Origin of the sequence: Caulobacter segnis (genome assembly GCF_023935105.1) — a bacterium.
GTDB classification, from domain to species: domain Bacteria; phylum Pseudomonadota; class Alphaproteobacteria; order Caulobacterales; family Caulobacteraceae; genus Caulobacter; species Caulobacter segnis_B.
The window spans coordinates 743,444-762,812 of sequence record NZ_CP096040.1; the positions used below are offsets into that span (position 1 = coordinate 743,444).

Here is a 19,369-nt window from a genome sequence, read left to right on the forward strand (position 1 = left end):
GGCGAGCGCGCCAGGCCCTGGGGCGGCCCGGGGTCCAGTGGGCGCTGCTGGCCCTCACCACCGCCCTGGCCGACGCGGCGCTCGCGGCGCTGCGCGCCCCGGCGGCGTCGACTCGATCCTGATCATCGCCGCCTCGACGCCGGTCGACCTGCCGTTCATCCTGGCGGCCCAGGTCACGCGGATCATCCTGGTGCTGATGGTCGGCCCTTGGGCGGCTAGCCGGGTGGCGCGCTGGACCCGGCCGCCAGCCGCTTAGGTCCGGCTTCCGCGACTAGACGGAAGGCGACGGAGCATCGGCCTCCGCCCGGGCCTTCAGGCGTGTCCAGAAGGCCTCGGCGGCGGCGGTCTGGCGGGCGCGGGGGCGGAACAGCCGGATGTCGATCGGCACGTCCCAGGTCTGGTCGCCCGCCCGCACCAGGTCGCCCTCGGCCAGGTCGCGGGCGATCAGGCTCAGCGGCAGCCACGCCATGCCGCGTCCCGCCCGGGCCATGGCCGCTAGCACCGTCGCCACATGGGCGGTGAAGCGGGGCTCCAGCCACATCGACGGGCCGTCCAGCGCATGGGCCGAGGCCAGGATCCGGCCCATGCCAGACACCTCGCCGAAGGCCAGATAGGGCGTCGGCGCGCCGAGCTTGCCGGGCAGGGCGAAGCGCGGCCGCGCCGGATCGTCCGCCGCCGGGGCGCTGACCGGGATCAGGACGTCGTGGCCGACATCGATCGAGATGAAATAGTTCGGCCGCAGCGACACGGGGGTCGAGGGATGGTGGTGGCACAGCAGGAAGTGGGCGTGGCCCTGCTGCATGATCCGCTCGCAGCCGGCCATGTTGTCGGTCACCAGGCTGACCGACGAGCTCAGCGGGGTCTGGGTCTCGATCGCCTCCAGCCATTGCGGAAAGAAGGTGATCGACAGGGCGTGGGTCGAGGCGAAGCGCAGGGTCGAGACGAAGCCCTCGGCCATCGCCCGGGTCTGTTCCCGTCCCAGGGTCAGTCGCCGCAGCAGGTCCTCGGCGGTCGGCTTCCACTGCTCGCCGGCCGGCGTCAGGGCGACGCGGTGGGTGTCACGGTTGAAGAGCGGCGCGCCCAGCCAGGCCTCCAGCAGCCGGATCCGGCGACTGAACGCGGGCTGCGAGAGATTGCGCGCCTCGGCCGCGCGCCCGAAATGCTGATGGTCGACCAGCGCCAGGAAGTCTTCCAGCCAATCCAGCTCCATGGAACGCGGGCTTTTCCTTCGGCGTGCGGAAGCGGGGGCGGCGCGGATCAGCGGCCGGGACGGCCGTCGGCGACCACACATTCCGGCGCGGGATCGACGCCGTCAAGGACGGCCACCACCGACCGGGCCGCGACCAGGTTGGTGCGCTCCAGCCCCTCGCGCGAGGAAGCCCCCGCGTGCGGCGCGCCCACCACGTTGGGCAGGGCCAGCAGGGCCTGGGAGATCGGCTTGTAGGCCGGATCGCTCTCGCTGACGAAGACGTCCAGGCCGGCCCCGCCCAGCCGCCCCGCGCGCAGGGCGTCCAGCAGGTGCGCGTCCTCGACCAGCCCGCCGCGCGCGGTGTTGATCAGTATGGCCCCCGGCTTCATCGCCTGGATCGCGCTGGCGTCGATCATGAACCGGGTCGCGGGCGTCAGCGGCGCGTGCAGGGTGACGTAGTCGCAGCGCGCCAGCAGCTCGGCCAGCGCGACGAAGGCCACGCCCGTGGCCTCGGCATAGGCGGGGTCCGGCCGCGTCGTGTGGACCAGCACCCGGCAGTCGAAGCCCGACAGCCGCTTGACCACGCTCTTGCCGATCCGGCCCAGGCCCACGACGCCGACGGTCTTCTCGCAGAGGTCCGAGCCCATCAGGATCGACCAGTCGCCGTCCAGCATGCGCTGCTGCGACTCGCGGAAGCGTCGGCCCACGGCCAGCATCAGGCCGATGACGTGGTCGGCGACCGAGGCGTCGTTGCCGCCCGCCGCGATGGCGACGACCCGGCCCAGGTCACGCGCGGCCTCCAGATCGACCCGCTCGTAGCCCACCCCGCGCCGCGAGACGACCTGCAGGTCCGGCAGCGCCTCCAGCAGCGCCCGCGTCACCCGCGCATGGCCGACGATCCAGCCGGACGCCCCCGTCAGCATCTCCACCAGAGTGTCGTGGTCGAGGTCTCCGTCGGCCTTGCCGGGCGGCAGGGGCGGCAGGACGACCTCCACGCCCTGGGCGCGCAGATAGGCTTGGGTCCGGTCGTCGAAGAAGCGCTGGGTGACGACGACCTTACGAGGGCGAGGCATGGGTCCTGAAGATTTCCCGACATCCGACTGGAGGCGACAGAAAGCCATGACCTCGGCGCGCGCCACATCACAGCGCGCATCATTCGATCCAAATATCGAAAGACCGAACGCCCGCCCGGGCCCGGCCCGGGGGCGCTCGATCGCCCCTAGAGCGTCCGCGCCAGCGCCGCCAGCTGGTCGGCGACGATCCCCCAGCCCTCGTGGAAGCCCATCTGCTCGTGGGCGGCCTTGTCCTCGGCGCTCCAGTGGCGGGCCGCCGCGCGGTAGCGGGTCGTGCCGTCGCCCAGGTCCTCGAAGGTGACGATGGCGACCATGAACGGCTTGGCGGACGGCTTCCAGGTCTCGGTGAAGGCGTCGGTGAAGACGATCTTCCTGTTCGGGACCACCTCCAGATAGACGCCCGGCTGCGGCATCACCTCGCCGTTGGGGCCGTTCATCTCGAGGTAGGTGTTGCCGCCGGTGCGCACGTCCATGCGCACGTTCGAGACGGTCCAGGGCTTGGGGCAGAACCACTGCGGCATCAGCTCCGGCGTGGTCCAGCACTGGTACAGCTTCTCGGCCGGGACATCGATGATGCGCTCCAGCACCAGTTCGCGGTCAGCGGGGAAGTCGGCGGTGTCCAGCGGCATGAGGCGTCTCCTTGTTGGCATGAACTCTCGCCTCAAGGACGGCGGCGATCCACCCGTCCCGACAGCGAGTGCGGAATTTTTCCATCCTCCCCCCAGCGGGGGAGGTGGTCCGAAGGACCGGAGGGGTAAGCACTGCCGAGCCTGCCGCTTCCCCCTCCGTCGTCTCTTCGAGCCGACACCTCCCCCTTGGGGGGAGGATGTTCGGGAACCTTGACCCGCCGCGCGCCTCGTCTCACTGTGCTCGCAATTCAAACAAGCGTTTAGGGCGCGCGACATGAACCTCTTCGACCTCACGGGCAAGGTGGCGATCATCACCGGATCCTCGCGCGGGATCGGCAAGGCGATCGCCGAGCGGATGGCCGAGCACGGGGCCAAGGTGGTGATCTCGTCGCGCAAGGCCGGGCCGTGCGAAGAGGTCGCCGCGGCCCTGAACGAAAAGCACGGCGCGGGGACGGCCATAGCGGTCCCGGCCAATATCGCGTCGAAGGACGAGCTGCAGAACCTGGTCGACGAGACCCGGAAGGCGTTCGGCCAGGTCGACATCTGCGTCTGCAACGCCGCCAGCAATCCCTATTACGGCCCGCTGGCCGGGATCAGCGACGAGCAGTTCCGCAAGGTCCTGGACAACAACATCATCAGCAATCACTGGCTGATCGGCATGGTCGCGCCGGAGATGCGCGCGCGAAAGGACGGGGCGATCGTCATCGTCAGCTCGATCGGCGGCCTGCGCGGCAACGCCATCATCGGAGCCTACAACATCAGCAAGGCCGCCGACTTCCAGCTGGCGCGCAACCTGGCGCACGAGTTCGGGCCCGACAACGTGCGGGTCAACTGCATCGCGCCGGGCCTGATCAAGACGGACTTCGCCAAGGCCCTGTGGGACGACCCGGCCACCCTGGAGCGCGCGACCAAGGGCGTGCCGCTGCGCCGCATCGGCGAGCCCGACGAGATCGCCGGCGCGGCCGTCTACCTGGCCAGCCAGGCCGGCAGCTTCATGACTGGCCAGGCCCTGATCGTGGACGGCGGCGCGACGATCTAGAACCCGAAGACGCCCGTCATTCCCGCCCGGAACGGCGAAGCGCTTGCCGAGCGCAAACCGGCGTAGGAAGATCGCTCTACGAGTGAAGCGACTTTGCTGTCGCTAAGGGCGAGGGGCTGTTCATGTTTTCCGCGTTGCGCGTGTCGGGCCTCGCCTTGGCGCTTGCCTTCCTGTCCTCCCAGACCCTGGCGGCGTCGAAGTGCCAGGTCATGAAGCTGGCCGAGCTTCCCGTCACCATGGAAGGCCTGTCGCCGGTCACGACGGGCCAGATCAATGGGCGCGAAGCGCGCTTCATCGTCGATAGCGGCGCGTTCCACAGCACCATGTCGGCCGGCGCCGCCCAGGAGCTGGGCCTGTCGGTCGGCAGCCTGGGCGTGAACGCGCGCCTGAAGGGCGTGGGCGGCGAAACCTCGCTGGGCGTCACGACGGCCAAAGAGTTCGTCATCGCCGGGCAGAAGCTCCCACGCGTCGAGTTCGCCGTCGGCGGCAGCTCCACGCGCTATGCCGGTCTCCTGGGCCAGAACATCCTGGGCATCGCGGGCGTGGAATACGATCTTGGTCACGGCGCGGTCCGGATCATGAAGACCAAGGACTGTGGCGACGTCAGCCTGACCTACTGGGCCGGGGACAAGCCGTTCACCCTCATGCGCATCGAGCCCATGGAGAATGGCGACCGGCACACCCTGGCGACGGTCGAGGTCAATGGCGTCAAGCTCAAGGCGATGTTCGACACCGGCGCCTCGAGTTCGGTCCTTTCGCTGGACGCGGCCAAACGCCTGGGCGTCAATCCGGACAAGGACGGCCTGCCGCTGGAGGGCTTCAGCTGGGGCGTTGGCCAGAAGCGCGTGCGGACCTGGAAGGCGCGTTTCGACAAGATCGATATCGGCGGCGAGGTGATCAGCAAGCCCTGGCTGCAGATTTTCGACGGGGCGCTGGGGGACGCCGACATGCTGATCGGCGTCGACTTTTTCCTCAGCCACCGGGTCTTCGTCGACAACCAGAACCACCGGATGTTCTTCACCTACGAAGGCGGGCCCTTGTTCGGGATCAGCCCCAAGGGCGCGGTCGACAAGGCCGGCAAGACGGTGGACCTGACCGACAAGACGGCCGAGCCGACCGATGCGCCGGGCTATGCCCGGCGGGGCGCGGTGCTGGCCTCTAACGGCAAGTTCGACGCCGCCATCGCCGATTTCGACAAGGCCGTCGCCCTGGCGCCAAACGATGCGGACTACTTGCTGCAGCGCGCCCGGGCGCACCTGTCCAACCGTCAATTGCTGCTCGGCGCGGCCGACCTGGACAAGTCCGTCGCGCTGGATCCGAAGGACGCGGAGGCGCGTCTGACCCGCGCCCAGTTGCGCCGCGGCTCGCGCGATCCGGCCGGGGCGCTGGACGATCTCAAGGCGGCGGACGAGAACCTGGCGCCGTCCGCCCAGCCCCGGCTGCGCCTGGCTCGCCTGTATTCGGCCCTCGACGCGCCCGAGCAGGCCCTGACCAACTACGATCTGTGGCTGAAAAGTCATCCGGAGGACGTGGGGCGCGCCGAGGCGCTGAACGGCCGCTGTTGGGCGCGGGCGCTGCTGAACCGGGAGCTGGACAAGGCGATGAGCGACTGCGACGCGGCGCTGCGCCTGCATCCCGGCGATCCGGCCTTCCTGGACAGCCGCGCCCTGGTCCGTTTCCGCCGTGGCGAATTGGAGAAGGCGTTGGTCGATTACGACGCCGCCGTGAAGGGATCGCCCCGTGAAGCCTGGTCGCTCTACGCCCGCGGCCTCGTCGAGCGCCGCCTGGGCAAGGTCGCGGAGGCCGACGCGGACAAGGCCAAGGCCCTGGCGATCAATCCCGACGTCGCCGCCCGGATCAAGCGCTACCAGCTGGATGGCTGAGGGCTGACGCAGTCCGTACGACCAGCGCCGCAGGCCCCCACCTGACCGCTTCGCGGTTCGTCCGCCCCCAGAGGGGGGCGGAAGCTGCGCGCGGTCCTTCTTCCCCCTCCGGGAGAGGAGCGCCGCAGGCGCGGAGGGGGCAAGTATCGGTCGAGAGCGCCCTTCGGCATCGGCCTCGCCCGGCGCCCCGCCTTCGCGGCGATGAGCGGGGCGGCCAGGTCATCCAGCCGCCCATACATACCCGAACCGCGCATCGATAGGCGGTAAGCTTAACTGGTCCTACATCAATCCTCACGAAGGCTGCGCCGCGAGTATCCGGGATGCCCATTTGCGCCGCCTTCTGACTTCCATCCTGATGATCGGAACCCTGGCGGCCGGCGCCGCCTGGGGGCAGACGGGCGCATCACTCGCCAAATCCTCCCAGGCCGCCGCCTCTCCCCTCGGGCAGCGGCTGGAGCAGCTGAGCGAGGAGATCGGCGCGCACGAGGCGGCCAATCCGCCGCGCGACAACGCCGACATCGAGCGGGCCGGCCGCCAGGCCTTGCACGAGCACGGCCAGGCGCGGCTGTTTGGCCTGTGGCGGGTGCTGTACGCCTACAAGAGCAACCAGATCCCCGACCGCTTCGACGCCTGGGCGCGCGAGGCCGGCGCCGTGGCGCGGCGCGACCATGACACGGCCCTGGCCACGCTGGTCGAGCTGGAGACCATCGCCTATCGCCACGAGACGCGCGGCTATCGGGCGTTCACCGACGCCGACTGGGTGCGGTTCCTGACCCGGTCGGGACCGGACATCCGGGTAATGGCGGGGATCGAGCGGGTGCGGCACCTGGGGCAGATGGGGCGCTGGGCCCAGGCCGCGCGCCTGGCCGCCGACCTGACCGGCGACCTGGAGCGGCGCGGCCGCGTGGCCCAGCCGCTGCTGGCCGAGCTGCACCAGGTGCACAGCTACACGCTGTCGGACATCGGCGACCGCGAGGGGGCCCTGGAGCACATGGCCCAGGCCGCGCGGCTGGACGAGCGAGACGCCTTCCAGGTGCGCAAGATCGAACGGATCTACGACATCGCCTACACCGCCGCCGCCCTGGGCGAGCTCGACGCGGCCGAGCGCTTCGCCGCCCTGCATCACAGGATGGTGGCGGCGTATGGCGACCGGAACCTGCTGACCTGGGACCGCTTCCTGTGCGCCCGGATCGCGGCGCGCCGCGAGGCCCCCGCCCGGGTGCTGGCCTGCCTGGAGCCCGCCGCCGCCGACCTGGCCCATCCCGATCGCCGCCTGCAGGTGCTGATGCTGGGCCAGCGCGCCCTGGCCAAGGCCCAATTGGGCCGCGCCGCCGAAGCCCGCGAGGACCTGCTGCGGCTGCGCGCCGCCCCGCTGGCCCTGGCCCCGCGCGACCCGCACGCCGAGGCCCTGATCGACGCCTATATCGACCAGGCCGAGGGGCGCGGCCAGGACGCGTTCCGCAAGCTGGACGCCTGGCGGCGCATCGACGGCGTCGAGGAGGACCGCGCCCATTCGCGCAGCGTCACCGAGATGTCCTCGGCCCTGGACAGCGAGCTGCGGGCCAAGCGCGACGAGAGCCGCCGCCTGACCGAGGAGGTGCGGCTGAGCCGCAGCCTGGCGCGGGCCTCGGCGGTCATCGCCCTGCTGCTGGCCGCGCTGGTCGCCGGCGGGGTGGCCTGGGCCGTGCACCAGCGCCGCGCCTCAGGCCGTTTCAAGGACGCCCAGGAGCACGCCGAGGCCGCCAACAAGGCCAAGTCGGCCTTCCTGGCGGTGATGAGCCACGAGCTGCGCACGCCGCTGAACGGCATGCTGGGCGTGGGCCAGGCCCTGCGCGGTGGCGAGCTGACCGCCGAACAGCGAGAACAGGTCGACCTGTTCATGGACAGCGGCGACACCCTGCTGGTTCTGCTGAACGACATCCTGGACCTGTCCAAGATCGAAGCCGGCAAGCTGGAGATCGCCCCGACGGTCGGCGACATCGTCCAGACCTGCGCCCGGCTGGTCGGCGGCTACCAGCCCACCGCCCTGGAGAAGGGCGTGGGCCTGACCTTCAAGCTGGAGAGCCAGGCTCCGGGGCCGCTGATGTTCGACGGGGTGCGGGTGCGCCAGTGCCTGACCAACCTGGTCTCCAACGCCCTGAAGTTCACCACCCACGGCAAGGTCGAGGTGGGGCTGGCCTGCTATCCCGAGGATGATGGCCGGGTGCGGGTGCGCCTGCGCGTCGCCGACACCGGCATCGGCATGAACGCCGTCACGGTCGCCAAGCTGTTCCGGCCCTTCACCCAGGCCGACGCCTCGACCACCCGCAACTTCGGCGGCACGGGCCTGGGCCTCAACATCACCCGCCGCCTGGTCGAGATGATGCGCGGCGAGATCCGCGTCGAGAGCGAGGAGGGGCTGGGCTCGGTCTTCACCATCGAGATGCTGGTCGACGCCGCCGAGCCGTCCGAGCTGCCGGTGCGCGAGGTCGAGGCGGGCGAGGAGGAGACGGGCTTCGTCGCCCTGCAGGGTCGCCGGGTGCTGGTCGTCGACGATCATCCGGTCAACCGCCGGGTCATCCGCCTGTTTCTCGCGCCGTTCGAGTGCGACCTGGTCGAGGCCGAGAACGGCCAGCAGGCCCTGGACATCCTGGACGCCCAGCCGATCGACATCGTGCTGATGGACGTCAACATGCCGGTGATGGACGGGCTGGAGGCCACCCGCCGCCTGCGCCTGGACCCGCGCTTTGCGCGCCTGCCCGTGGTGGCCCTGACCGCCGACGTGATGTCGGCCCAGATCAAGACCTGCCTGGACGCCGGCTGCGACGCCCACGTGGCCAAGCCGATCGACCTGCGGAATCTGCTGTCGGCCATGGACCGCTGCCTGGCCCGGACCACGGCGCGCGAGCTCGCGGCGGCGCTGGGGGCGCTGTAGGGGCGCTAAGCCAAAGCCGTCCGCGCCGCCCCCAGCCGGCCCACCGCCTCGTCCAGCGTCGCGTCGCTCTTGGCGAAGCACAGCCGCACCACGTTGCGCACCGGATCCTCGGCGAAGAAGGCCGAGACCGGGATCGCCGCCACCTCGAACTCCGCCACGCAGCGCTCGCAGAAGGTGACGTCGTCCACCGCGATCCCCGAAGCCGCCAGGTCGACGTTCAGGAAATAGGTCCCCTGGCTGTCCAGCACGACATAGCCGGCCGCGCGCAGGCCGGCCGTCAGGCGGTCGCGCGAGCGTTGCAGGCTGGCCGGCATGTCGTCGAACCAGGCGCGGTGGTGCTCCAGGCCCCAGGCCACGCCGGCCTGCAGGTTGGGCGGGGTGGTGAAGGTCAGGAACTGGTGGGCGGCGGCCAGGGCGCGGGTCAGGCGTGGCGCGGCGATCAGGAAACCGACCTTCCAGCCGGTCATGCCGAACAGCTTGCCGGCCGAGCCGATCTTGACCGTCCGCTCGCGCATGCCGGGAAAGCCGATCAGCGGCCGGTGGCGGGCGCCGTCGAACACCACGGCCTCCCAGACCTCGTCGCAGACGGCGATGACGTCGTGCCGGACGCAGAACTCGGCCAGCAGGGCCAGGTCTTCTTCGGGCGCGACGACGGCGGCGGGATTGAGCGGGCTGTTCAGCACCACCATCCGGGTCTTGTCGCTGAAGGCGGCCTCCAGCATGGCGCGCGTGAAACGCCAGTGCGGCGGCGAGAGGCGGACCAGCTTGGGAACCCCGCCCGCTCGACGCACCAGCGGCAGGTAGGCGTCGTACAGCGGCTGGAACAGCACCACCTCGTCGCCCGGCGCGATCAGCGACAGGAACGCCGCCGCCAGGGCCTCGGTCGCGCCGGAGGTGACGGTGACCTCGGTGTCCGGATCCAGCTGCAGATCCTGCGTCCGGCCATAGTGACCGGCGACTGCGGCGCGCAGCTCGGGCGGGCCGCGCATCGGCGGATACTGGTTGGAGCCCTCGATCAGCGCCCGCGCGGCGGCCTCGCGCACGGGCAGGGGCCCCTGGTCGTCGGGAAATCCCTGGCCCAGATTGATCGCGCCATGCTGGCGGGCGAGGCCGCTCATGCGCTCGAAGATCGTGGTCGGCAGGTTGTCGAAGACGGGATGGACCATGGGGGAGGCGTAGCATGGTCGGCGGTTTAGCGCCCCCTCCGTCACGATGCGTTTCCGCATCGCGCCACCTCCACCGTTTCACGGGTGAGGAGAAGAGCGTCCCATCCTCCCCCGCGTGCGGGGGAGGTGGATCGGCGCGGATACGCGACGAGACGGAGGGGGCGTCCTAGCCCGCGACCGCCGCCTCTTCGCCCTCATGCCCCTCATCCCCCCGCCGCATCTGCTGGGCCATGTTGGACAGCAGGAAGCTGGGGATGTCGCCGACCGGCATCGGGCGGCCGTACAGGAAGCCCTGGAAGGTGTCGCAGCGCATGTCGGCCAGCAGGCGGGCCTGGGCCGGGGTCTCGACGCCCTCGGCCGTGACCTTGAGGTTCAGGGTCTGGCCCAGCAGGGCGACGGTGCGCAGGATGTCGGCGATGGCCGTGTTGTCCTGCATCTCGGCCACGAACGAGCGGTCGATCTTGATCTTGTCGAACGGGAACCGCCACAGATAGGCCAGGCTGGAATAGCCCGTGCCGAAGTCGTCCATGGCGATCTTGACGCCCAGGACCTTCAGGGCCGCCAGCTGCTTCAGGGTCTTGGCGCTGTCGTGCAGCAGGAGGCCCTCGGTGATCTCCAGCTCCAGGCGCTCGGGCGCCAGGCCCGAGACCTTCAGGGCCTTGCGCACCTGGGACACGAGGTCGCCGGTGGCGAACTGGTTGGGCGACAGGTTGACGGCGACCGACAGGTGCGAGGGCCAGGTCGCGGCCGTGCGGCAGGCCTCGAACAGCACCCATTCGCCGATCGCCCCGATCAGGCCCCACTGCTCGGCGCATTCGATGAAGTCGGCCGGCGCCACCAGCCCCCGGGTCGGGTGCTGCCAGCGCAGCAGGGCCTCGAAGCCGGTGACCTCGTGCTCGCCGCTGCCGATCAGCGGCTGGAAGAACAGCTTCAGCTCGTCCTTGGCCAGGGCGTCGCGCAGGTCCAGCTCCAGGGCGCGGCGCTCCTGGGCCCAGATGTCCATGGCGGTCTCGAAGAAGCGATAGGCGCCCCGGCCGTCGCCCTTGGCGCGGTAGAGGGCCAGGTCGGCGTTCTTCAGCAGGCCGTCGGGGTCGTCGGCGTCGAACGGGGCCACGGCGATGCCGACGCTGGCGCCGATCAGCACGTGGTGGCCGCGCACCGCGTAGGGCAGCGACAGGTCCGAGACGATGGCGCGGGCCAGCTCGCCGAGGGCTGCGTGGCCGGGCGAGGGCGCGACGACGACGGCGAACTCGTCGCCGCCCAGGCGCGAGACCAGGCCGTCGTCGCCCACCAGGTCGTCGACGCGGTCGCGCAGACGGGCCGAGGCCTGGATCAGCAGGTCGTCGCCGATCGGATGGCCCAGGCTGTCGTTGACGCCCTTGAAATGGTCGAGGTCCAGGCACAGCACCGCGCAGCCTGCGCCGGTCCCGCCCTTACTCCGGGGCTTGCCGTGGTCGGTCCAGGCCTTGCTGAGCGCCTGCAGGAACGACAGGCGATTGGGCAGCTGGGTCAGCACGTCGTAATGGGCCAGGCGCGAGATGCGGGCCTGGTCCTCGCGGGCCTGGGTGATGTCGGCGCCGACGCCCCGGAAGCCGGTGAAGACGCCGTTCAGGTCGTGGACCGGCTTGGCGGACAGCGACCACCAGTGGGTCTGCCGGGTCTCGCCGTCCGGGCCCACCGCGATCGACACGGTCACGTCGCGGAAGGCCTTCTGCTCGGCGAACAGGGCCGAGAGGGCAGCGACCGGCCCCGTCGGGGTCTCGGCCGCGCCGCACAGCTCCGACATCGGCTGGCCGATCAGTCCGGCCTTGTCGACGCCGGCCGCGGCGGCCATGCGGTCGGAGACGTAGGTCAGGGCGCCGGCGGCGTCGACCTCCCACAGCCAGTCGCTGGCGCCTTCCTCGAAGTCGCTGAGCAGCAGGGAGACGACTTGCTTCTGCTTTTCCAGCTCCTCGGCGGCGACCAGGCGGTCGGCGAAGATCTTGGCGTGGGCCAGGCACGAGACGCTGACCACCAGGTGGCAGAAGATCAGCAGGCCTCCCAGGGCGTAGAGCACGGGGTCGCCGCTGGTGGCCAGCACCCAAAGGGCGCCCAGGGCCATGGGGGTCGAATAGGCGATGGCGGCGGCGGGCAGGGTCAGGAGGGCGAAGCCGCCGCAGCCGATCATGCCGGCGATCACGCAGGCGACCAGCATCGGCATGGCGCCGGCGAAGCCCTGCTCCCTGGGCATGGTCAGGATCGGCAGGATGGCCCACAGGCAGCCCAGCAGGCCGGCCTGCAGAACCACGCGGTTGACCCCGTGCTGCGAGACGGTGCTCTTGCCGCCCTTGCGGCGGCGCGCGGCGAACCAGCCGCGCAGGCCCAGCAAGGCGTAGCTGATGACCAGGGCGGCCCAGACCGTCAGGACGATCGTGTGCGGGCTGGCCAGGCCGGCGGCCCCGACCAGCACGGCGATGACGATGTTGGCGCCCATCATCACGGGCGTCATGCGCAGGATGCTCTGCACCTGCTCCATCCGCACCCGGCCGGCCATGGCCTCGGGCACGTGCGGAACCAGGCGGGCGTACAGGGCGGACAGGCCGCGATGAATGAGCGTGCTGGCGACTTTGCGCACGACGCGGGCCCTCTGGTCCAAACTCAGGAGAAATCCCCCGCCGGGACCTTGGTCCGCCCGGGTAAACCCGTGGTTAAGCTGGAGTATTGGCCGGAGGGGGCGTTGAGCCGGAAATGAGTACGCGGGCGCCGGCGTTCCGGAGGGGCGGTGCTCGTGGGGCGGCTTCCGACCCTGGTCGGACGTTGTGAGGGACCCTTTAGTAGTGGCCTAGCGGCCCCGGCGCCTCGGTCGCACGTCCTAACCGATCAGACCTTAGGACGAAGCGGGATCGTTCCGTCCACGACATCGGCCACAAAGCGTTCGTCGATCTTTTCCTTCGAAAACCAACGCCGGTAAAACAGCGGCCCTACCAAGCTCGCTACCAAACTGCTTGTCGATCGCTCCGGTCCGGGTTGTCCTTTGGCTTTGCCCCGCTCAACCACCGTCTCGATGGGGGCCATGAAGGCGGCGTGCAGCGCACGTTGCATCGTTGCGATCTCGGCATCCCGCTCAGCGGCGTCAATGATCGAGGGATAGACCGAACTCCAGCTCGCGTTCTGCAGTTGCTCGGCGAGGTTCACGAGCAATGAAATCAGGTCGGCGCGAATATCCCCGGTGTCGGGCGCTTCAACATTGCTCCCCAAACTAGAGCAGGCATCGATCACCAACGCGGAACGCGACGGCCAGTGGCGATAGATGGTGGTTTTGGCGACCCCCGAATTGCGGGCGATTTCGTCAATGCTTACGCCTCCAACGCCAGCCCGTGAGAGCTGTCGGTAGGTTTCGGCCATCACCTTTGCTTTCGACCGTTCGACCCTCTTGTCGGCGTTCTTGGCGGGCACTGTCACATCACCTTCGTTGACGCGGCGCACAACATTACGCTACGATACGGTATCGTTTCTAAATAGCGCGCGAGGCGTTCGAGCGCATATGGAGCTTAGCACCATGAAGTTCGCCTATACCCGGCTCGTGACCACCGAGGTAGCCAAGCTCTCCGCATTCTATCGGCAATTGCTCCGGGCTGAGCCGGTGGGCGAGGGCGACTACGTCGAGTTCCGCCCCGGAGGCGCCATCCTGGCCCTCGTCAGCAACCGAGCGGCCGAGGCGATGCATGGCGGGGTGTGGCCGGGCGGCGCCAACCGATCGGCCATACTCGAATTCGTCGTCGACGACGTGGATGCCGAGCGCGCGCGTCTGGATCCGTTCGTCCGCCAGTGGCTTCAGGAGCCCAAGGACATGCCGTGGGGCAATCGTTCGATGCTGCTTTGCGATCCCGACGGCAATCCCATCAACGTCTTCTCGACAGGGGCATAAGGCAGCTGATCCGAAGCGTAGGATTGTGGGCGCGCAGAAGACCGCCTGTAGGTCTAAGTCTGAAATGCGGCCTTCCCAACCAGCTCTCTGGCCGCTTCTAGCGCGAAGTCTGACGTCCGCTCCCGACCCACTGCGGACATTCCGAAACCCTCTCTCTTAGAGAGAGGGATTTCCAAGGGCCCCCACGAAAAAGGCCGCCGTTCTTGCGAACGGCGGCCCCATCTCGGGATGAACCCGGAAGACTAGTCTTCCTTCACGCGCTTCTTGCGGAACGAGGGGTTCAGGGTCTGCTTGCGCAGGCGGATGTTCTTCGGGGTGACCTCGACCAGTTCGTCTTCCTCGATGTAGGCGATGGCCTGTTCCAGGGTCATCTTGCGCGGCGGGGTCAGGCGGATCGACTCGTCCTTGCCCGAGGCGCGGACGTTGGTCAGCTGCTTGGCCTTCATCGGATTGACGTCCATGTCATCCTGGCGGCTGTTCTCGCCGATGATCATGCCCTGGTACGTCTTCTCGCCGGCGCCGACGAACATCACGCCGCGCTCTTCCAGGTTCCACAGCGCGTAGGCCGCGGTCTCACCGTCCGAGTTGCTGATCAGCACGCCCTTGCGCTGCTGGTCGATGGCGCCCTTGTAGGCTTCGTAGTGGCTGAACACGCGGTTCAGCACGCCCGAACCGCGCGTGTCGGTCAGGAACTCGCCCTGATAGCCGATCAGCGAGCGCGACGGGGCGGTCAGCTGGATGCGGGTCTTGCCCGCGCCCGACGGACCCATGTCCCGCAGCTCGGCCTTACGCAGCGAGAGCTTCTCGATGACGATGCCCGAGAACTCGTCGTCGACGTCGATCATGACGTCTTCCATCGGCTCCAGGCGCTTGCCGGTTTCCGGATCGGCCTGGAACACGACGCGCGGACGCGAGATCGAGACCTCGAAGCCTTCGCGGCGCATGTTCTCGATCAGCACGCCCAGCTGCAGTTCGCCACGGCCCGAGACTTCGTAGGCGTCGCCTTCCTTGCTCTCGGTCACCTTGATGGCGACGTTGCTCTCGGCTTCCTTCAGCAGGCGGTCGCGGATGACGCGCGACTGGACCTTGTCGCCTTCGCGGCCGGCCAGCGGGCTGTCGTTGACCGAGACGGTCATCGAGATGGTCGGCGGGTCGATCGGCTGGGCCGGCAGGGCGGTGGTGACGTCCATGGCGCACAGGGTGTCGGCCACGGTCGCCTTGGACATGCCCGCGATGGCGACGATGTCGCCGGCCTCGGCGCCCTCGTCGATCGGCTGGCGCTTCAGGCCGCGGAAGGCCAGCACCTTGGTGATGCGGCCGCGCTCGATTTCCTTGCCGTCACGGTCCAGGGCGTGGATGGCCATGCCGGGGACGGCCTTGCCGCTCTCGATGCGGCCGGTCAGCAGGCGGCCCAGGAACGGATCGCTTTCGATCAGCACGTTCAGCATCTGGAACGGCTCATCCTTCTTGGCGATCTGCTTGGGTTCCGGCACGTGGCGGACGATCAGGTCGAACAACGGGCCGAGGTTGTCGCTGGGCACGTTCATGTCCAGCGTGGCCCAGCCCGAACGGCCCGAGGCGTAGATGTGCGGGAAGTCCAGCTGCTCGTCCGTGGCGCCGATGGCGGCGAACAGGTCGAAGGCGGCGTTGTGGACGCGGTCCGGATCGGCGTGGGCGCGGTCGACCTTGTTGATGCAGAGGATCGGGCGCAGGCCCATCTTCAGCGCCTTGGTCAGCACGAACTTGGTCTGCGGCATGACGCCTTCCTCGGCGTCGATCAGCAGGACGCAGCCGTCCACCATGCCCAGGATCCGCTCGACCTCGCCGCCGAAGTCGGCGTGGCCGGGGGTGTCGATGATGTTGATGCGGGTCTCGCCCGCTTCACCGTTCCACAGCACGCTGGTGCACTTGGCCAGGATGGTGATGCCGCGCTCACGCTCCTGGTCGTTGGAGTCCATCGCCCGTTCGGTCGTGGCTTCGTTGGCGCGGAACACGCCGGACTGGGCCAGCAGCTGATCGACGAGGGTGGTCTTGCCATGATCGACGTGCGCGATGATGGCGATATTTCGCATGGACATGGGAACGGACGGACTTTCGGGAGGAATAGGAGATGACGAGTCAAGCGTCAGGCGCGCGGCTTTTACGCGACTGCGCTGGATTTATCCACCCCCACCCCTATGAAACCCTTGTCGCAGGAAACCGGTGTCATTCAGAAAGCCTTGCCGGAACAGGCTTTGCGCGGTGTTCTCGAAAGAGACGGTTTCAAACGCAACAAATTGTGCAGTGCAGCATGCCTAAAATATAGGCTATTTCAAATAGCGTCGTTACGTAACCCTTGTGGGGCAACGGGTTGCATCAATTCCCCTCGAAAAAATCGACATTGCCGTCCACTTTTTTGCTTGCCTAATTTTGCGCCGCACCCTATAAACAATCCTGTGAGGCGGCGCTGCCGCTTCTGCCCTTCCTGGGCGTTTCCTCCCTAATGAACTGGCCCGGCGGTTTCGCCGGGCTTTTTTTTGGCCCAAGCGGTCGGGAAGCAACGTCAGCGAGCCTTCGGGGGTTCCGACCACGGACTGGCGGGGTGGCCAGGGCCATCCAGGACCTGGCCGCAGCGATCACCAGGGAACCGTTTCCTGCTCGAAGTAGAACCCGCCGGTCGGGCCGGACGCGTCCTGGCTGGCCAGCCAGGCGACGCCGGCCGCCGCCTGTTCCACCGTGCGATAGCCCGTGTGGCCGTTGAAGTCGGTGGCGGTGTAGCCCGGATCGGCGGCGTTGACCGCGATGCCGTCGGCGGCCAGCGACTTGGCCATCGAGACGGTGACGGCGTTCAGGGCCGACTTGGAGCTGTTGTAGCCTAGGGCGTTGACGCCATAGAACTGATTGTGCGGGTCGGACAGCCACCCCAGCGATCCCAGCCCGCTGCTGACCATCACGACATTGGATCGACCCGCCGCCTTGAGCAGCGGCCGGAAGGCTTGGGTGACGCGGATGGGGCCCAGGACATTGGTCTCGTAGATGGCGCGAATGTCGTCGACGGACTGCTCATGCGCCGCCTCGGGCGTCGCGCCGAGGACGCCGGCGTTGTTGATCAGCACGTCCAGCTTGCCGTCCGCCGCGCGAACCGTCTCGGCGGCGGCGCGGACGCTGTCGTCGCGCGTGACGTCGATCTCGAGCAGCCGCACGTCCAGGCCCTCCGCGAGCAGTTGCGAGACCGCGGCCTGGCCTCGGGCGGCGTCGCGGCAACCCAGCCAGATGCGATAGCCCGACCGACCCAATTGCCGCGCCGTCTCAAAGCCGATGCTCTTGTTCCCGCCGGTGATCAGAACCGTTTTGCCCGTCATGTTCGAAGCCTTCATTGAGGATAGGGCGCATTGAACGTCGCGCTGGCGCCTTTGATAACGGCCTCAAATCCGACCATACTGATCGCCATGCCGAACAATGATGGTCAGCCGTCGCTCGACGATCTCGCGCTTTTCGTGGCGGTCATCGAGGCCAACGGTTTCCGCGCCGCCGCCACGCGGCTGGGGCTGTCCCCCTCGACGGTCAGCGAAAAGATCACCCAGCTGGAAGCGCGCCTGGGGGCGCCGCTGCTGGTGCGCACGACGCGCAGCCTGATGCCGACGGAAGCCGGCCGCGCCCTGGCCGACCGGCTCCGCCCGCTGTTCAACGAGACCCGCGCCGCGGTGCAGGACGCGGCCAGTTCCCAGCGCGAGGTGCGCGGCCTGCTGCGGCTGAACGTGACGGGCGCCGTCATGGTGGACATCCTGCCCCCGATCATCGACCGCTTCCTGCGGGTCCACCCCCAGGCCCGGGTGGAGATCGTGGTCGAAGACCAGCTGGTCGACATCGTCGCCGCCGGTTGCGACGCGGGGGTCCGGTATGGCGAACATCTGGCGCAGGACATGATCGCCGTGCCGATCGGACCGCGTGTCCAGAGCTTCGCCCTCGGCGCCGCGCCGCGCTATTTCGAGACGCGCCCCGTCCCCGCCCATCCGAGCGATCTGCTCGCCCACGATTGCATTCGTCTGCGATTCTCGAGCGGCGCGCTCGTGCCCTGGGACTTCGAGCGCGGCGACGAGGCGATCACGGTCGCGCCTCCGGGGCGCCTGATCGTCGGTGTCGACGCCGTCCCGGCCGCGATCGACTTCGCGCGCCAGGGACATGGGATCATCGGCTGTTTCGAAAACTGGCTCGCGCCGCATTTCGAGACGGGAGACCTCGCGCCCGTCCTGCCCGATTGGTGGACGCGGTTCGAAGGGCCGTGGCTCTACTATCCCAATCGCTTCGTGCCCGCGCCTCTGCGCGCCTTCGTCGATCTCATCGCGCGCGAGCGGGCCATGGCCGGCTAGGGGCGCTGGAAGCGGCCGGCCCACAGACCCGCCTTGCGCGCCTGGGCGCTGTCCTCGGAGTCCGCGTACTGGCCTTCCTGGTCGACGGCCCAGCCATTCTCGACCATCGCCAGGTTCAGCGAGGCCAGGTCCGACTCGCACGGACCCGTGTCGCCCTGGCAGGGGGCCTCGGCGACGTAGCACAGGCCCAGCCAGCGGCCGTCCGCCGTCGGCGGGCCTTCGGGACGGCAGGCCACGCGGTGGTCGCCGATCAGCGTCTGCAGATGGGCGCGGGCGGCCTCGCCGCAGGCCCAGGGACGGCCGTCCGCGTCCTCGCAGGTCTGGCCCAGCTCCGGCGCGTCGATCGTCCAGAGGTCGGCCTCGACGCCCTGGACCAGCAGGGTGTCGCCGTCGACCGCCTTGGCCGGGCCGAACAGGTCGGCGCGGGGATCGGACGGGTCGGCGGGCGGCTGCGCCCCCAGTGCGTACTTGCGTTCGTCGGCCTGCTTGATCGGATGCACCCGTGGCCGGGCGACCTCGTAGGCGAAGACGCCGGCGGCGATCACGCCGGCTACGACCAGCACCGCCAGGACCAGCCTGGACGCGCGCATCAGCGGACCTTCTCGAAGAACGGGGCGGGCGTTCGCGTCGCGCCCTCGTCGGGGACGAAGCCGGTCCAGCGGGTCAGCAAGCGACCGTTCGAGCGCGAAAGCGTGAACAGCGCCGCGCCGGGCTTGTAGCCCTGGACGCCGAACCGCGTCCCGGCGGCCGGCGGCGGATAGCGCAGGAAGCGGACATCGAGGCCCTCGGCCGACGGCGTGGCCGTGCAGTCGAAGGTCTCCAGAGTCTGGAAGCCCTCGGCATGGAACAGGCAGGCGCCGTCCTTCAGGGTCAGTCGCCAGGTGACCAGGATCGGCGAACCGCCGGCCGTGCGGCCGCCGTCATAGGTGTAGGCGTAGACCCCGTCCCAGGCGGCGGTCGACGGCGGTGAAGCCAGGGCCAGGGCGGCGGCTAGCAGCAGGGGCGACATGGACGACTCCCGGTGACGGAGGACTCCTCAACGCCAGGTTAGGTCTTCGGGCTCCCATCGGCATCCCCTTGTCGTATGCTCCGGGCTGCGGCAGGTTCAACGTTAAATTGCGGGTGGGGACTTAGAACGTGAACTTGCGTCGAGTGAGCGTCGCGACGATCGCGCCCCAGGCGTCGCTGATCCGCATGACCGCCGCGCGGTTGTTCATCCA

At 69.1% G+C, this 19,369-nt stretch carries 16 protein-coding genes and 1 pseudogene; 6 read left to right on the forward strand and 11 right to left on the reverse strand.

The genetic code is table 11. The features are described 5' to 3' along the window. Positions 1 to 37: 37 nt before the first annotated feature. Complete coding sequence (locus MZV50_RS03630) at positions 38 to 256, forward strand: AbrB family transcriptional regulator (protein ID WP_252633058.1); 219 nt, start codon at positions 38 to 40, stop codon at positions 254 to 256. 15 nt (positions 257 to 271) lie between these two features. Here MZV50_RS03630 and MZV50_RS03635 read toward each other — a convergent pair whose 3' ends face one another. From MZV50_RS03635 to MZV50_RS03645, 3 genes are all read right to left on the reverse strand, one after another. Further along, complete coding sequence (locus tag MZV50_RS03635) at positions 272 to 1,210, reverse strand: LysR family transcriptional regulator (protein ID WP_252633060.1); 939 nt, start codon at positions 1,208 to 1,210, stop codon at positions 272 to 274. Between the two features lie 47 nt (positions 1,211 to 1,257). After that, on the reverse strand, positions 1,258 to 2,262 hold the full coding sequence (locus MZV50_RS03640) for a phosphoglycerate dehydrogenase (protein ID WP_252633061.1): 1,005 nt from the start codon (positions 2,260 to 2,262) through the stop codon (positions 1,258 to 1,260). Positions 2,263 to 2,408: 146 nt separating this feature from the next. Then, on the reverse strand, positions 2,409 to 2,891 hold the full coding sequence (locus tag MZV50_RS03645) for an SRPBCC family protein (protein WP_252633062.1): 483 nt from the start codon (positions 2,889 to 2,891) through the stop codon (positions 2,409 to 2,411). 274 nt (positions 2,892 to 3,165) lie between these two features. On the opposite strand from MZV50_RS03645, the gene MZV50_RS03650 reads away from it, so the two are divergent. From MZV50_RS03650 to MZV50_RS03660, 3 genes are all read left to right on the forward strand, one after another. Beyond that, a complete protein-coding gene (locus MZV50_RS03650) occupies positions 3,166 to 3,930 on the forward strand; it encodes an SDR family oxidoreductase (RefSeq protein ID WP_252633063.1) in 765 nt (254 codons plus the stop codon). Between the two features lie 122 nt (positions 3,931 to 4,052). Beyond that, positions 4,053 to 5,813, forward strand: coding sequence for an aspartyl protease family protein (locus MZV50_RS03655; RefSeq protein ID WP_252633064.1), 1,761 nt, complete (start codon positions 4,053 to 4,055; stop codon positions 5,811 to 5,813). A gap of 328 nt (positions 5,814 to 6,141) precedes the next feature. Beyond that, the gene (locus MZV50_RS03660) at positions 6,142 to 8,727 is read left to right on the forward strand and encodes a response regulator (protein WP_252633065.1); all 2,586 of its coding nucleotides are present in this window, start codon (positions 6,142 to 6,144) and stop codon (positions 8,725 to 8,727) included. Positions 8,728 to 8,732: 5 nt separating this feature from the next. Here MZV50_RS03660 and MZV50_RS03665 read toward each other — a convergent pair whose 3' ends face one another. The 4 genes and pseudogenes from MZV50_RS03665 to MZV50_RS03680 all read right to left on the reverse strand — a co-directional run bounded on the left by MZV50_RS03665 (position 8,733) and on the right by MZV50_RS03680 (position 13,358). Continuing rightward, the gene (locus MZV50_RS03665) at positions 8,733 to 9,893 is read right to left on the reverse strand and encodes an aminotransferase (protein WP_252633066.1); all 1,161 of its coding nucleotides are present in this window, start codon (positions 9,891 to 9,893) and stop codon (positions 8,733 to 8,735) included. A gap of 28 nt (positions 9,894 to 9,921) precedes the next feature. After that, a pseudogene (locus MZV50_RS03670) lies at positions 9,922 to 10,056 on the reverse strand (hypothetical protein); the annotation flags it as partial. A 3-nt stretch (positions 10,057 to 10,059) separates the two neighbouring features. Further along, on the reverse strand, positions 10,060 to 12,507 hold the full coding sequence (locus tag MZV50_RS03675) for a putative bifunctional diguanylate cyclase/phosphodiesterase (protein WP_252633067.1): 2,448 nt from the start codon (positions 12,505 to 12,507) through the stop codon (positions 10,060 to 10,062). 245 nt (positions 12,508 to 12,752) lie between these two features. Beyond that, complete coding sequence (locus MZV50_RS03680; protein WP_252633068.1) at positions 12,753 to 13,358, reverse strand: TetR/AcrR family transcriptional regulator; 606 nt, start codon at positions 13,356 to 13,358, stop codon at positions 12,753 to 12,755. A gap of 73 nt (positions 13,359 to 13,431) precedes the next feature. On the opposite strand from MZV50_RS03680, the gene MZV50_RS03685 reads away from it, so the two are divergent. Next, positions 13,432 to 13,800: a VOC family protein gene (locus MZV50_RS03685; protein WP_252633069.1), complete on the forward strand. Its 369-nt coding sequence runs from the start codon at positions 13,432 to 13,434 to the stop codon at positions 13,798 to 13,800. A gap of 242 nt (positions 13,801 to 14,042) precedes the next feature. Here the strand turns inward: MZV50_RS03685 and typA are convergent, their stop codons facing one another. Together typA and MZV50_RS03695 are read right to left on the reverse strand one after the other, a co-directional pair. After that, positions 14,043 to 15,878, reverse strand: a complete 1,836-nt coding sequence (typA, locus tag MZV50_RS03690; RefSeq protein WP_252633070.1) for a translational GTPase TypA — start codon at positions 15,876 to 15,878, stop codon at positions 14,043 to 14,045. Between the two features lie 537 nt (positions 15,879 to 16,415). Beyond that, positions 16,416 to 17,141 (reverse strand): SDR family oxidoreductase, encoded by a 726-nt coding sequence (locus MZV50_RS03695; RefSeq protein WP_252633071.1) that lies wholly within the window; start codon positions 17,139 to 17,141, stop codon positions 16,416 to 16,418. A gap of 87 nt (positions 17,142 to 17,228) precedes the next feature. Between MZV50_RS03695 and MZV50_RS03700 the strand changes: the two genes are divergently transcribed. Beyond that, positions 17,229 to 18,149: a LysR family transcriptional regulator gene (locus MZV50_RS03700; protein WP_252633072.1), complete on the forward strand. Its 921-nt coding sequence runs from the start codon at positions 17,229 to 17,231 to the stop codon at positions 18,147 to 18,149. On the opposite strand, the gene MZV50_RS03705 is transcribed toward MZV50_RS03700, so the two are convergent. Together MZV50_RS03705 and MZV50_RS03710 are read right to left on the reverse strand one after the other, a co-directional pair. Continuing rightward, the gene (locus tag MZV50_RS03705; RefSeq protein ID WP_252633073.1) at positions 18,146 to 18,739 is read right to left on the reverse strand and encodes a thermonuclease family protein; all 594 of its coding nucleotides are present in this window, start codon (positions 18,737 to 18,739) and stop codon (positions 18,146 to 18,148) included. The genes MZV50_RS03700 and MZV50_RS03705 overlap by 4 nt on opposite strands. Further along, positions 18,739 to 19,158: a DUF5991 domain-containing protein gene (locus MZV50_RS03710; RefSeq protein ID WP_252633074.1), complete on the reverse strand. Its 420-nt coding sequence runs from the start codon at positions 19,156 to 19,158 to the stop codon at positions 18,739 to 18,741. The genes MZV50_RS03705 and MZV50_RS03710 overlap by 1 nt, the downstream gene beginning before the upstream one ends. Positions 19,159 to 19,369 lie beyond the last annotated feature (211 nt).

Excerpts from the sequence above, each read along its gene's own strand:
- MZV50_RS03635 (WP_252633060.1), bottom strand. The coding sequence starts at position 1,210 with ATGGAGCTGGATTGGCTGGAAGACTTCCTGGCGCTGGTCGACCATCAG.
- MZV50_RS03640 (WP_252633061.1), bottom strand. The coding sequence starts at position 2,262 with ATGCCTCGCCCTCGTAAGGTCGTCGTCACCCAGCGCTTCTTCGACGAC.
- MZV50_RS03645 (WP_252633062.1), bottom strand. The coding sequence starts at position 2,891 with ATGCCGCTGGACACCGCCGACTTCCCCGCTGACCGCGAACTGGTGCTG.
- MZV50_RS03650 (WP_252633063.1), top strand. The coding sequence starts at position 3,166 with ATGAACCTCTTCGACCTCACGGGCAAGGTGGCGATCATCACCGGATCC.
- MZV50_RS03655 (WP_252633064.1), top strand. The coding sequence starts at position 4,053 with ATGTTTTCCGCGTTGCGCGTGTCGGGCCTCGCCTTGGCGCTTGCCTTC.
- MZV50_RS03665 (WP_252633066.1), bottom strand. The coding sequence starts at position 9,893 with ATGGTCCATCCCGTCTTCGACAACCTGCCGACCACGATCTTCGAGCGC.
- MZV50_RS03685 (WP_252633069.1), top strand. The coding sequence starts at position 13,432 with ATGAAGTTCGCCTATACCCGGCTCGTGACCACCGAGGTAGCCAAGCTC.
- typA (WP_252633070.1), bottom strand. The coding sequence starts at position 15,878 with ATGTCCATGCGAAATATCGCCATCATCGCGCACGTCGATCATGGCAAG.
- MZV50_RS03695 (WP_252633071.1), bottom strand. The coding sequence starts at position 17,141 with ATGACGGGCAAAACGGTTCTGATCACCGGCGGGAACAAGAGCATCGGC.
- MZV50_RS03700 (WP_252633072.1), top strand. The coding sequence starts at position 17,229 with ATGCCGAACAATGATGGTCAGCCGTCGCTCGACGATCTCGCGCTTTTC.
- MZV50_RS03705 (WP_252633073.1), bottom strand. The coding sequence starts at position 18,739 with ATGCGCGCGTCCAGGCTGGTCCTGGCGGTGCTGGTCGTAGCCGGCGTG.
- MZV50_RS03710 (WP_252633074.1), bottom strand. The coding sequence starts at position 19,158 with ATGTCGCCCCTGCTGCTAGCCGCCGCCCTGGCCCTGGCTTCACCGCCG.